At 61.6% G+C, this 12,687-nt stretch carries 10 protein-coding genes and 1 pseudogene; 2 read left to right on the forward strand and 9 right to left on the reverse strand.

Features of this window, described 5'->3' with window-relative positions:
• Positions 1–47: 47 nt before the first annotated feature.
• The 8 genes and pseudogenes from ON14_RS07590 to ON14_RS07625 form a co-directional block, all read right to left on the reverse strand.
• Entirely contained in the window at positions 48–1,073 is a 1,026-nt protein-coding gene (locus ON14_RS07590; protein WP_010204265.1) for a D-2-hydroxyacid dehydrogenase, read from the reverse strand.
• A gap of 128 nt (positions 1,074–1,201) precedes the next feature.
• Positions 1,202–1,680 (reverse strand): annotated as a pseudogene (locus tag ON14_RS07595) (ribose-5-phosphate isomerase).
• Complete coding sequence (locus tag ON14_RS07600) at positions 1,677–3,392, reverse strand: dihydroxyacetone kinase family protein (RefSeq protein ID WP_010204267.1); 1,716 nt, start codon at positions 3,390–3,392, stop codon at positions 1,677–1,679. Before ON14_RS07600 ends, ON14_RS07595 begins: the two are co-directional and overlap by 4 nt.
• The gene (locus tag ON14_RS07605; RefSeq protein ID WP_010204268.1) at positions 3,389–4,273 is read right to left on the reverse strand and encodes an NAD(P)-dependent oxidoreductase; all 885 of its coding nucleotides are present in this window, start codon (positions 4,271–4,273) and stop codon (positions 3,389–3,391) included. Before ON14_RS07605 ends, ON14_RS07600 begins: the two co-directional genes overlap by 4 nt.
• 2 nt (positions 4,274–4,275) lie before the next feature.
• Positions 4,276–5,244, reverse strand: coding sequence for a sugar phosphate isomerase/epimerase family protein (locus tag ON14_RS07610; protein WP_010204270.1), 969 nt, complete (start codon positions 5,242–5,244; stop codon positions 4,276–4,278).
• Positions 5,241–6,158: a carbohydrate ABC transporter permease gene (locus ON14_RS07615; RefSeq protein ID WP_010204271.1), complete on the reverse strand. Its 918-nt coding sequence runs from the start codon at positions 6,156–6,158 to the stop codon at positions 5,241–5,243. Before ON14_RS07615 ends, ON14_RS07610 begins: the two co-directional genes overlap by 4 nt.
• Positions 6,158–7,099: an ABC transporter permease subunit gene (locus ON14_RS07620; protein WP_010204272.1), complete on the reverse strand. Its 942-nt coding sequence runs from the start codon at positions 7,097–7,099 to the stop codon at positions 6,158–6,160. Before ON14_RS07620 ends, ON14_RS07615 begins: the two co-directional genes overlap by 1 nt.
• A complete protein-coding gene (locus ON14_RS07625) occupies positions 7,096–8,364 on the reverse strand; it encodes an extracellular solute-binding protein (RefSeq protein WP_010204273.1) in 1,269 nt (422 codons plus the stop codon). The genes ON14_RS07620 and ON14_RS07625 overlap by 4 nt, the downstream gene beginning before the upstream one ends.
• Before the next feature lie 222 nt (positions 8,365–8,586).
• Between ON14_RS07625 and ON14_RS07630 the strand changes: the two genes are divergently transcribed.
• Together ON14_RS07630 and ON14_RS07635 are read left to right on the forward strand one after the other, a co-directional pair.
• Positions 8,587–9,621, forward strand: coding sequence for a LacI family DNA-binding transcriptional regulator (locus tag ON14_RS07630; protein ID WP_010204274.1), 1,035 nt, complete (start codon positions 8,587–8,589; stop codon positions 9,619–9,621).
• Positions 9,618–11,951 carry a beta-glucosidase family protein gene (locus tag ON14_RS07635; protein ID WP_010204275.1) on the forward strand — a complete coding sequence of 778 codons (2,334 nt, stop codon included), beginning with the start codon at positions 9,618–9,620 and terminating at the stop codon, positions 11,949–11,951. The genes ON14_RS07630 and ON14_RS07635 overlap by 4 nt, the downstream gene beginning before the upstream one ends.
• A gap of 81 nt (positions 11,952–12,032) precedes the next feature.
• On the opposite strand, the gene ON14_RS07640 is transcribed toward ON14_RS07635, so the two are convergent.
• Positions 12,033–12,668, reverse strand: coding sequence for a TrmH family RNA methyltransferase (locus ON14_RS07640; RefSeq protein ID WP_010204277.1), 636 nt, complete (start codon positions 12,666–12,668; stop codon positions 12,033–12,035).
• Positions 12,669–12,687: the final 19 nt, after the last annotated feature.

The raw sequence follows: 12,687 nt of genomic DNA on the forward strand, positions 1-12,687 counted from the left end.
AGCGTTCAGACTCCACGATACTCATGACCTCGCAAGCATGAGCACCGTTAGTAGAAATGCACCGTGTCGACGATGTTACGCAGGGGACGACCATCCAGAAAAGCGCTCGCATTTCGAGCGAAGAGTCGCGCGATCTGTTCCTCTTGCGCGTAGGTCAACGCGGCAGTGTGGGGGCTCAACAGCACGTTATCCATCTCCCAGAGCGGGCTCGACGCCACCAAAGGTTCTGTTTCTACGACGTCGAGGGCCGCAAAACCGACACGACCATCAGAAAGCGCAATGATCAAAGCCTGTTCGTCGATCACGCTGCCGCGCCCCACGTTGACCAGGGTGACCCCGGGTTTGACCATCGTGAGAAATTCGGTGTCGACAAGTTTCTCGGTGTGAGGGGTCCCCGGCAAAGACACCACTATTCCGTCTGCGCGTTGGATCGCCGCCGGGAGGTCGCGCGGTGCGATTATCTCGGCAACGCCGGGAACTCTCTCGCCGCGGCGACTCATCCCGAGCACATGGGCACCGAGCGCGCTCAACTTTTCTGCCAGTGCGGATCCGATTCCGCCCAGTCCGAGGAGCAGTATCGTTTGGTCGCTGAGCTGCGCCATCGGCCACCGTTCGCTCCACTCGCGCGCCTGGCGCTGCCGAAGGAGGCGAGGGAGCGATTTGTTGGCCGCCAACAGCCCGAACAATGCGAACTCCGCCAGCGGCCCTCCATGCACTCCCGCTGAGGTGGTGAATGTAACCCGATCGAGTTCCTGCCGCGTGAAGCCTGCTTCTCGAATCTGGGCTCCGCCGCCCGCCGCCATGGTCTGCACCCAACGAAGACCGCCATTCTGCTGCACCACCTCTTTCAGCAGGGGGGTCGACAGATCGGGGATTCCGTAGAGGGCGTCAGCAGAGTTGAGCAGTTTCATGAACTGCGACTGCCGGTGAGTGGTGCGGCTAAAGTCAGGATCGCCCGCGTAGTCCGCGGTAAATCGCATCGGGGGCAACAACGACTGATCGCGAATCAGGTGAACGCGAGGTTCCAACGATTCGATCAACGCGCACAGATCTTCGCTGAGTGGCGTCGCCACCCCAACTCTTAACATCTCTCCGGCAACTCCCACTCGAACCTACTCCTCTGGTTGTGCCGTTTAGCCCGGGAGGCGTCTGGCGAATGTGCTCGAACCTGGCTGGTGGCGAACGTGCGGAAACCCGGCGATCAGGCTGGTGGACGCAACTCGTAGCGTTCGATCTCGGCGACCTTTTCTGCGGAGGCACTCGACGAGTCGAAGGTGTAGCCGAGCCACTCCCGCGCAAGGCGTCGCGCAAGCTCGAGCCCCACCACGCGCTGACCGAAGCACAGCACTGGGCGTTGTTCGACAAGACGCTTCGCTCCACCGAGAAAGAATCGTGGGCTGTCACCGCACGGATTCCTTCCACTTTGTTCGCGGCGATGGCAACGCCAAGACCAGTGCCACACACGAGGAGCGCACGGTCTGCTTCGCCAGCGGCGACTAGGCGAGCGGCATCCACCGCAATGTGCGGATACGCCGTCGATTCGCTTTCCGAAACTCCGACGTCGACGACGGAAGCTACTCGCGGATCTGCTTCGAGATCCGCTCTAAGGATCTCTTTGTACTCAAATCCGGCGTCGTCGCTACCGATTACGACGCGGATCAGTGGGGTCTCAGTGCTCATGAATCTGCCTTCCAGGCTGTGCGAGGTTGAGCGAGTGCTCCAACAATCAACGCGAATGAGGTTGCGCCAGCGTCGGGTGTTCCGATGCTCCGCTCGGCGAGTGGTCGAGCCCGGCCCTTCTTGGGCGTCAGGCTCTCTGTGGCTGCTGCCGCTAGGGTCGCAGCATCGGCAGCACTGCTCCACGCGGCAGCGAGCTCCTCACCGCGGTCCACTTCGCGCTTGAGAGTGTGGATGAACGGCACGAGCGCGTCGACAAAAGTCTTGTCGCCCACTTGAGCGCCACCCAACTGCTGGATCGCGCCGAGGAACGCTTCGGCAGCGGCGGTTACGACAGCGGCGTCGTACTCGTGACGGTCGTCGCCAATCGCTTCCGCTGCGGCTTCAAGGCCCGCACCCCAGAGAACTCCGGAAGTTCCGCCGGCGCGGGTGGCCCACTCGCGCCCTGCTTGGCGAAGGTTCCACGCGATGCCGCCCGACATTGAGTTGTCGACGATTCCCGCTGCAGCGTCAATGCCCTTGACCATTCCCCGTCCGTGATCGCCGTCACCCGCGACCGCATCGATGTCGCCCAACTCGATAGCGTTGTCGTGCACGACAGCACGAACGGTCGAGACCGCCGCCACGAGCAGCGGCATTAGCGCCCGCGATGCTTCGGTGGAGTCTGGCGCGGAAGCCTGAGCGATCGATGCCGCTCCCGGCTCGACCGGGGTCAGCTTCTCGAGGCCAGCGCTGATCTTCCGATAGGCCGGGGTGTAAGCGTCAGCCGTCCAGGCGCGCTCGAGTTCTTCGTCGAGCCACATCAGCGTGAGCGAACAGCCGCCCATGTCGAGACTCGTCACGAGTTCGCCGACCTCAACGCCAACTACAGCGAGACCAGCATCGCTGACCAAGCGCGAAAGAGCCTTCCACAGCACGAAGAGTTCTTCATACTTCGTCGTTCCCAACCCGTTGAGGATGACAGCGACGCGAGTCGAATCCCCGGCAGGCCGGTTGCTGAGAACACCGTCGAAAAGCAGCTGAGCCAATTCGTCGGCGGTGAGCCGCGCGACGTCGCGCACCCCTGGTTCGCCATGGATTCCTAGCCCGACACTCACCAAACCTGAGGGGATGGAGAACAGCGGATCGGAGGAACCGGGCATAGTGCATCCAGAGAATGCAACGCCGAGTGAGCGAGTGGAGTCATTTGCGGCTCGGCCGAGACGCTCAACCTCGTCTAGCGAGAGCCCTTCTGCGGCAGCAGCGCCCATCACTTTGAAGACCGTAAAGTCGCCGGCAATTCCCCGGCGTTGATCTGCTTCGGGCGACGAACCCACATCATCGGTGACAAGCACGATGCGCGTATCGATGCCTTCGCTGCGCAACCGCTCAGCCGCGATTCCAAAGTTCATCACGTCTCCGGCGTAGTTGCCGAAGCTGAGAACCACACCGCGGCCCTCGTTAGCAGCCTTGGCTACCGAATACACCTGTGCGGCCGAGGGGGAGGTGAAGATGTTGCCGACTACGGCACCGGTGGCGAAGCCGGGACCGACGAGGCCGGCGAACGCGGGATAGTGACCCGATCCGCCTCCGATTACAACAGCAACCTTGGGCTCACCGCGGCGATGGGCAACCACACCACCGGGTACGGCGGAGAGCCGATCGGCGTAGAGCTCTACGAAGCCATCAAGGGCATCCTCGGCAAAATCTGAGGGTTCGTTGAAGATGACGGTCATTTGTCGCTCGCAGCAAAAAGAGTGCTGATGATGGAGTCGTCTTCTGCAGCGAGTCCCGCTGCTTCGCCCAGGCGATACAGCTGCTCCGCTGCGCTCGCCAACGGAACGCTGACTTTCTGCTCGCGGGCGACGTCGCCGACGATACCCATGTCTTTGCCGATCACGTCGAGTCGCGAACGCAACGGCGGGGTCTCTCCGCGCAACTGCTGCGCAATGCGAGGGCCACGGTCAGCGAACATGAACGACGCGGCAGCGCCAGCGCCGAGAACGTCAATAACCATGTCGAGGTCAAGACCGAGCTGATGCGCCAGTGCAAGGGCTTCTGCCGCAGCGGCAGTGTGGATGCCGCACAGAAGCTGATTGACCGCCTTAAGCTGCTGGCCTTGGCCAACTTTGTCGCCCACGACGCACACGGTCGAACCGAGCGCATCGAGTACGGGCTGGGTTACCGACCGTGCCTCAGGAGAGCCGCCGACCATGATGAGAAGGTCTCCTGTTTCTGCGCGAACCGGGCCGCCGGAAAGGGCGGCGTCTACGCAGAGGATGCCCCGTGCTTCTAGAAGGTCTGCAGCGCGCACCAGGGCGGTTTCGCCGACCGTCGATGTAATGACCACGACTGATCCGGGCGCTAGCCCGTCCACGACTCCGCCGGTTCCAAATAATGCCGACTGAAGCTGCGCAGCATCGCGAACGATCAGCACGACGACGTCGGCACCATCCGCTGCCTGTTCGAGTGACGACGCTGGCGTAGCCCCGGCAGCGGCGGCTTTCTCAAGCGCAACAGGGTTGATGTCGTACACCTTCACGTCGAAAGACTTCGTCAAGTGGGTCGCCATCGGCAGGCCCATCGCGCCGAGGCCGATTACCGTCACATGTGTCATTTTCAGCTCTCCAGTCCGCGCACGGCGGTGCGTGCTTCTCCGAGTGCAACCGCAATCATGCGTCGCACGTAGTCTGCGTTGCGTGCCGCGACAGACAAGCCATCGCCGCCGTAGTGCTCGACACAGAACGGTGCCGCGAAGCCCGCAGCGATCGCCGCAGCGATGGCGGCCCGGTAGTTCATCGAGCCAAACTCCATGGGCGCCGGCACCGTTGTGACGAAGCCACGCTCGCGATCTTCGTCGCGGAAGTAGTTCTTGACGTGCCAGTAGTTAGACACCGGTGCGCAGCGCGCGCTTGCTTCGAGAAAGTCCTCGATATCGCGATGCAACCGGTACATGTTGCCAAGGTCGGGGTTAAGGCCGACGTTGGAAAGCCCCACCGACTCGACGAGTCGAAGGCCGCCATCGACAGTGCCGATCAGCGTGTCTTCATACATCTCCAGCGAGACCGCGATTCCGAGGTCGGCGGCGTGCTTGCCGAGTTCGCGGATGCGCGTGGTCGCGAGATCCCAGGTCGCATCGTCTTGATCGTCAACCGGCCCGGGTTCGGTCCAGAACCACTGCGAAGTCTTTTGTCCGGGCAAGAGTGGCCGGTGCAGCCCGAAGCTCACCAACGGGATGCCGAGGCTGGCTGCCGCGTCGAGGGTGCGGTGGCTGTAGGCGAGATTGTCGTCGCCAGCCACTGGGTCGATCACGCTTCGGCGTATTGCTGAGATCGCAATAGGTCGAAGGTGAGCTTCTGCAATAACGGCCGACAGTTCCTCGAGTCGTTCCGACGAAAGATCGCCCGCCTGCACCCAGTTGTCAGTGACATCGACGCTATCGATACCTTCGAATGCGACCTGCGCGAGCTGATCGAACCACGCCTCGGGGCGAGCGTCGTGGCTCGCCGCGAAGGGAAGCATCGCAGCGGCGATTGGCCACGACGCGCTCGAGGCGTACGCCGATTCTCCTGATGAATTGTCGCTCATTTTCCGAATCCCGCCGTCAAGCCTGCAACGAGCTGTCGACGCCCGAAGATGTACAAGGTCAGGATCGGGATCATCGACATGACCACTGCGGCCATGATCCCGGGCACGTCCACCGTAAGTTCGCTCTGAAAGCTCCAGAGCGCGAGCGGAAGAACCCGCACGGATGGGCTTTGCGTGAGCACCAGTGGAAAGAGAAAACCGTTCCACACGCCCAGAGCGTTATAGATGCCGACCGTAATCAGAGCTGGGCGCGACAGTGGCAGCACAAGCTTCCACAACATCATCCAGTCTGTAGCTCCTTCGAGACGCATCGACTCGAACAGCTCACCGGGGATGTCCCGGAGAAAGTTCACCAGGATGACGACGGTGATCGGAATCGCGAAGGCGGCTGAAGGAATGATCAGCGCCAGCAAAGTGTCGTAAAGCCCCAGCTGAGAAAGCATGTAGAAGATAGGGATGATTGCCGCTTGGAGCGGAACGGCGAGGCCGAGCAACACCAGCGAAAATGCAGTCCGCGACACGACGTGGGTATTTCGCGCAATTGTGTACGCCGCCAGGAGCGAGACGAATACCGCGATGATGACGGCCGCAATCGTCACGATCACCGAGTTGGTGAAGTAGCCGAAGAATCCCGAGTCGAAGACCTTGGCGTAGTTGCCGAGCGTCGGCTCGGAGGGAAGCGACAACGGAGCGTCGGAGAAGAAAGTAGTGCTGCTGCGGAAACTGGTGGTCAGAACCCAATAGAGAGGGATGACAACGATAATCAGCCAGAGCGCGCCACCCAGACCGCCAGGAATGTTGGTGTGCTTACTGAAGAGCGATGGCCACCGGCGCACTGGTGCAGGCTTCACCGGCGGTGCTGTAGTTGGTGGTGCAGCGACCCGCACGGGATCCACTGAAGTGGTGGTACTCATCACATTCCCTCCTGTTGACTCTTCATTTTCGAGAACCCGCTCCAGCGCGTGAGCGCAAGCGAGAGCGCTAGGCCAATCAGCACGAGAACAGTGGCGATCACACTCGCCTTACCCATCTCTGCTGAGCGGAACCCGGTGAGGTACATGTGGAGCGGCAGAATGCGCGTCGCGTATCCCGGTCCTCCGGCTGTCATCACGAAGATGAGGTCAAAGTAGGTCAACGATCCCACCATGATCAGCGTGGATGACGTCACGATGGTGTACTTCAGCTGCGGAACGGTGATCGTGAAGAACTGCATTATTCTGCCAGCGCCGTCGATTGACGCCGCCTCATAAAGCGAGGCGGGGATCTGACGCACACCGCCCTGGTACAGCAGCGTGTGAAGAGGAACGAAGTGCCACGCGATGACCAGAATCACCATGATGAGCACCGTGTTCTTGTCTCCGAGCCAGTTATGGGCGAGCCATCCGAAGCCGTCTTGCGTGGAGAGTCCGAAGTTTGGGTCGAGCAGGTTCTTGTAGGCGAGCGCTACCGCCGCAGACGAGAGCAGAAGTGGGACAAAGAAGATGAGTCCAGCGAAGGATCGGAATCCTCCCGAGCGCGCGATCCACACTCCGAGAAGCATGCTGATCGGGCCCTGAACGAGCAGGCTGCCGAACATTACGGCGAACGTGATGCCGAGTGTCGTGTAGGTCACGGGGTCGGTGACGAACCAGAGCCAGTTGTCGGCGCCAAGCCACTGCGGTGTGCCGAGCCCGCTCCACTGCGTGAACGACAGAACTACTGCCCCCAGCAACGGCAGGATGGCGAAGCCGCCGAACAGTAGCGCTGCGGGAAGAAGGAACCAGAGCGACGGCCCTCCTGCCCGTTGTCTGGCGGCGAGAGCCGCCCCACGACGGGGAGCACGAATGCTCCCCGTCGTGGTTTTTACGGTAGTCACTTGATTGTCGCGTTCATGAGCTGAATGAATTCGTCGGCGTCGATTTCCTGCAGGAACACTCGGTCGAGTTGCACTGTGAGCTCGGCTCCCTGAGCAGGCGAAAGTGCCTGATCCCAGGAGAGTTGGAAGTTCGCAGCGTCATCCGACAGATCGAAAACGAACGACTGGAAGTCGGCGTCATCGCGCTCGTCAATCAGCTTTTTCGCGTCGCTGACACCGGGAACGGCGGAGCGTTCGAGAACCTCACCAATGTAGGTGTCGTTCATCACTTCGGTCGCCAGGAAGTCAGTAACAGTCGCTTTATGCGCGTCTGACGCCGCTGAGGATACCGACCAGTAGTTCGACGGGTTACCGACGAGGTCAGTGGTGTCTCCCGAGCCTGAGCCAACAGTCGGGAAGGTGACGTATCCCAGATCGCCACTGTCGACGAAATCAGGGGCCTTGGTCTGGATGTTGGAGTAAGCCTGAGAAAGAGCGACCATCATTGCAGCCTTGCCGGTGTAGAGCAGAGCATCCGCAGCTCCGCTCCCGTAGTCGAGTGCGGCAAAGTCTGAGTTGAATCCATCGGCCTTAACGAGGTCCTGAATCATGTCGACCGATTCCGCGATGGCGGGATCGGACCAGGCGTCAGGCTCGTTGGCAACAATCGCGTCGAAGACCTCGGGGCCACCGATGCGATCGACCAGGTACGAGATGTACGGCAGTTGCGGCCATTTGCTCGCTCCAGCCAACGCGATCGGCGCGACGCCGGCGTCGTTGAAGACGGGAACGAGATCCATGAGGTCGTCCCATGATTCGGGAGGGGTCGCTCCTACTTCTTCGAATACGGCCTTGTTGTACAGGATGACAACGGGCTGGATGTTGTTGATGGCAGCGCCATAGACCGCGTCATCGAAGGTGGCGTTATCGTTCACGGCATCGAGGTAACGGTCGGTGATCTCGGGATCGTCGATGGGATCGATGTAGCCGGCGTCAACGTAGCCCTCGAGCACTCCGCCGCCCCAGCCAAACATCAAGTCGGGCCCTTGACCCGCTCCGAGAGCAATGCGGAGCTTGTCGGAGTAGCCGTCGTTGCCGAACATCTGAAGTTCGATTTGTCGGTCGGGGTTGGTTTCGTTCCAACGATCGACCGCGGCTTCATATGAGGCTGACTGTCCGCCCTCGACGCCCCAGACGACCGCAGCCGAAGAGTCGCCGTCACCACCGGAGCCGCTGCATCCGGTGAGCGCGAGAACCCCCGCTGTAAGTACCGCAACGCCAGTCATAAATCTTTGTTTTTTGGCCCGCAACATATGTGTCCCAATTCTCTTCGTTGAGTTGTTTCTCGAAAATGTTTCGAAGCACTTTCGGTGTCTCGAGAGTCACACTATGGCGAAAATACGGGTGCTGTCAAATATATGTTGCGGAGCACAGCAAATTTATGTTCAGGAATTATTGAAAGTTTTCGAGTTCTTGGATAGTCTTTCGATCTCGAGACTAGGAGCACCATGGAAAGCACGAAAGCACAGCGTCCAACGCTGAACGACGTCGCGCAGCATGCCGGCGTCTCTATCGCTACCGCGTCGAAAGCGCTCAACGGGCGCAGCGACGTGGCAGCTTCCACGCGTGCCCGAATCGAAGCCGCCATCGAAGCGACCGGCTACGGCGCCGGTCGCCCTCGGGGCGCTGCCGCAGCGCCGACGATCGAATTTCTCGTCGACAAACTCACCAGTCCTTACGCGATGGAGATTTTGCGCGGCGTCACCCTCGCTGCCGAAGAGGCTGGAATCGATGTTGTCGTCGGCCGTTTTCGACCCAGCCCCCACAAGTCGGATCAGGATGTGATTCGCCGCCTCAATCGATCGGGGCGCGTGGGGGCCATCATCCTCACGGTCGATATGTCAGAGGCTACCCATCAAGCGATCTCTCGATCAGCTTTCCCGATCGTACTCATCGACCCTCTGCGCATGGACGAGTCGTCGGTTGCTTCGGTCGGCTCCACCAACTGGATCGGGGGCCGCAGCGCGACGGAGCACCTCATTGGCCTCGGCCACAGAAACATTGCGATCATTGGCGGCCCGGCGGAATCCCTCAGCGCCCGCGCCCGCGTCGATGGCTTTCGGTCCGCAGCGGATGCAGCAGGGCTGACTATCCCCGGCGATTTCATCACCCACACGAGCTTCGATCACGATGCCGCCGAGCTCATCGCCCACGAGCTGCTGAGTCGCACCGATCGCCCCACTGCCATTGTTGCCTCGAGTGATGCGCAGGCGATGGGGGTGCTGGAAGCTGCGCGCCAGCTAGACATCCGCGTGCCCGAGCACCTGAGCCTTGTTGGCTATGACGACACCTATGTGGCGTCGTGGGCGAATCCTCCGCTGACCTGTGTTTACCAGCCGTTGCAGGATATCGGCAGGGTGGCTCTTCGCACCGTGCAACAGCTTTCCGCGGGTGAGCATCTCGACTCTCATCACATCGAACTCGCTACCCGACTCGTCGTCCGTGAATCAACGGCACCGCCTTCAGACAGGAACCACTCTTGACGACCTCCTCCCTTTCTTCCCCCCACGCTGCGGCTTGGCATGACACCTCTCTCTCTGACGAGCAGCGCGCAACCGCGGCACTGGAGGAGATGACGCTCGAAGAAAAGGTCGCGCAACTCGTCGGCTATTGGTTTGACAAGCGTGGCGCTGGCGAAGTCGTTGCCCCGATGCAAGACACTCTCGGTGCCACCCGCCCGCCGTTCGATCAGGTTGCCCCTCTTGGGCTCGGTCACTTCACCCGCGTCATTGGCACTGAGCCCGGAACGGTCTCCGAAGTCACAGAACGGCTGAAGGAAAAGCAGCAACTGGTCGTGGATGCTTCGCGACTCGGCATCCCCGTTATTGCCCACGAAGAATGCCTCACGGGAGTCAACTCATTGGGGGCGACGGTCTACCCGGCTCCGCTCGCGTGGGGAGCAACCTTCGATCCCGCTCTCGCCAAAAAGGTGGGCGAAACGATCGGCGCCGACCTTCGGGCTCTCGGGATACATCAGGGCCTCTCACCGGTGCTGGATGTCGTGCGCGACTACCGCTGGGGCCGCGTTGAGGAAACGATCGGCGAGGACCCCGTTCTCGTGGCCGCCGTCGGTTCTGCGTACACCAGCGGTTTGGAAGCCAGTGGCCTCATCGCCACATTGAAGCACTTTGTGGCATATTCGGCGTCTGCCTCGGGGCGTAATCACGCCCCCGTCTCGGCGGGTCCGCGTGAGATCGCCGATGTCATGCTGGTGCCGTTCGAGCTCGCCGTGCGTGACAGCGGCGTGCGCTCAGTAATGAACTCCTACAGCGATATCGACGGCGTTCCCATTGCCGCCGATCGGGCGCTCCTCACCGGGCTCCTTCGCGACGAGTGGGGTTTCACCGGAACAGTCATCTCTGACTACTGGGCCATCGCCTTCCTCGCCAGCGCCCACGGGGTTGCCGCTGACGCCGCTTCTGCTGGCGCGTTGTCGCTCGCGGCCGGCATGGATGTCGAACTCCCCAACGGTATGTGCTTCCCTCCCCTCGTCGAAGCGGTGCGCTCAGGAAAGATGGACGAAGCTCTTGTCGATCGCGCGGTTCATCGCGTGCTCCTGCAGAAGGCACAGCTGGGTCTCCTCGACGAAAACCCCGAAACGGGCGGTCGGGTCATCGATCTCGACTCCGCTGACAACCGAGCGCTCGCTCGCACTGTGGCAGAAGCATCCATCGTGCTATTGCGCAATGATGACGACGTTCTGCCCCTCGCTCCCGAATTCTCGGGTCGCATCGCCGTACTCGGCCCGATGGCCGCTGATCCACGAACGCTGCTCGGCTGCTACTCGTACCCCGTGCATGTTCTGCCGCGCTACCCGCAATTCGGACTGGGCATCGAGGTTCCGTCGTTCCTCGAGGCACTGAGTGCCGAGTTCCCCCAGGCGACCGTCACTCACGAGGCTGGCGCCAGCATTCTCGGGCCGGAGACGGGCGACCTCGAGCGAGCTATCGAACTGGCCAAAGACGCCGACCTCGTCATCTTGACCGTGGGCGACCTGCCCGGAATGTTCGGTCGCGGAACCTCTGGTGAGGGATGCGACGCCGTCGATCTCGCGCTCCCCGGCACGCAGGCAGCACTCGTAAATGCGGTGCTCGACACCGGAGCGTCAGTGATTCTGGTCACCAACAGCGGACGCCCCTACGCCTTCACGTACGGTGACCGCGTGCGCACTGCGGTTCAGTCGTTCATCCCGGGCGAGGAAGGCGCTGGCGCCATCGTCGGCGTGCTCAGCGGGCGCGTGAACCCCGGCGGAAAGCTTCCCGTACAGATTCCGCACACGACCGGTGGTGGGCAGCACCTTTACCTAGGTGCACCACTCACCCGCACGATCGATAAGATCTCCAACCAGTCCACCTCACCGGCATTCGCCTTCGGCCACGGGCTCAGCTACACCACGTTTTCCCTCTCGTCGGCGGTGCTCGCCGACGAGTCCGTTGACATCGACGGCACGACCACAGTGTCGGTTGACGTGAAAAATACTGGCGCGGTCGCCGGCTCCGAGACCGTGCAGGTCTATCTCTCCGACCCCGTCGCCAGCGTGGCTCGCCCCGTTCAGAAACTCGTCGGCTTCGCGCGCGTTGCGCTTGAACCGAACGAATCGGCGCACATCACGTTCACGATTAGCCCGGAGCTCAGCGCGTACACGGGCATCGATCTGAAGCGCATCGTCGAGCCGGGCGAGCTGATTTTCAGCGTGGGAACGTCAAGCGCCGCTGTAATGGACGGGCTGTCGCTCGCCGTCACCGGCGAATCGCGAGTCGCCGGACACCACCGAATGATCATCTCCCCCGTCGACGTAGTCGTCGGAGGCTAACGGCATCGAGCGGTGGGCTCGCGGCACGCTCGCGCTCAGCTCAGCTCAGCTAAGTTGAGGGCGAGATCGAGCGGCGCGAGCCTACTTCGTGAAGCTGACGTGCTGGGTGATCCAGTTGTGCATCGCAACGGCAGCCGCGGCTGATGCGTTGATCGATCGGGTCGAACCGAACTGGCTGATCTCCACGATATCCGTGGCGGCGTCGATGGCTTCGGGCGAAAGCCCGGGGCCCTCTTGCCCGAAGAGCAGCACGCAGCGCTTCGGCATCTCGAACGTCTCGATGATGACGCTGCCGGGCACGTTATCGATCGCAATGATCGGCAGGTCGTTGGCTTCGGTCCACTCCACGAAGGCCGCGACATCCGGGTGATGCAGCACGTGCTGGTAGCGGTCAGTGACCATGGCGCCGCGTTTGTTCCAGCGCCGCCGCCCAATGATGTGCACGGTGTCGGCACCGAACGCGTTGGCGCTGCGCACGATGGAACCGATGTTCATGTCGTGCTGCCAGTTCTCGATGGCAACGTGGAACGGATGACGTGTCACGTCGAGATCGGCAACGATCGCTTCCATGTTCCAGTAGCGATACCGGTCGACGACGTTGCGGCTATCGCCGCGTTCGAGCAGGGCAGGATCGTAGTGGGCATCGGTGGGCAGTTCGCCCCGCCAGGGCCCCACGCCGTTGGTCGACAGTTCGACGCTGGGGTTCGGTTCAGTCACCGTTCCACGATACTCGTCA

The sequence above is a fragment of the Salinibacterium sp. PAMC 21357 genome (genome assembly GCF_000247645.1).
Classification (GTDB): Bacteria; Actinomycetota; Actinomycetes; order Actinomycetales; family Microbacteriaceae; genus Rhodoglobus.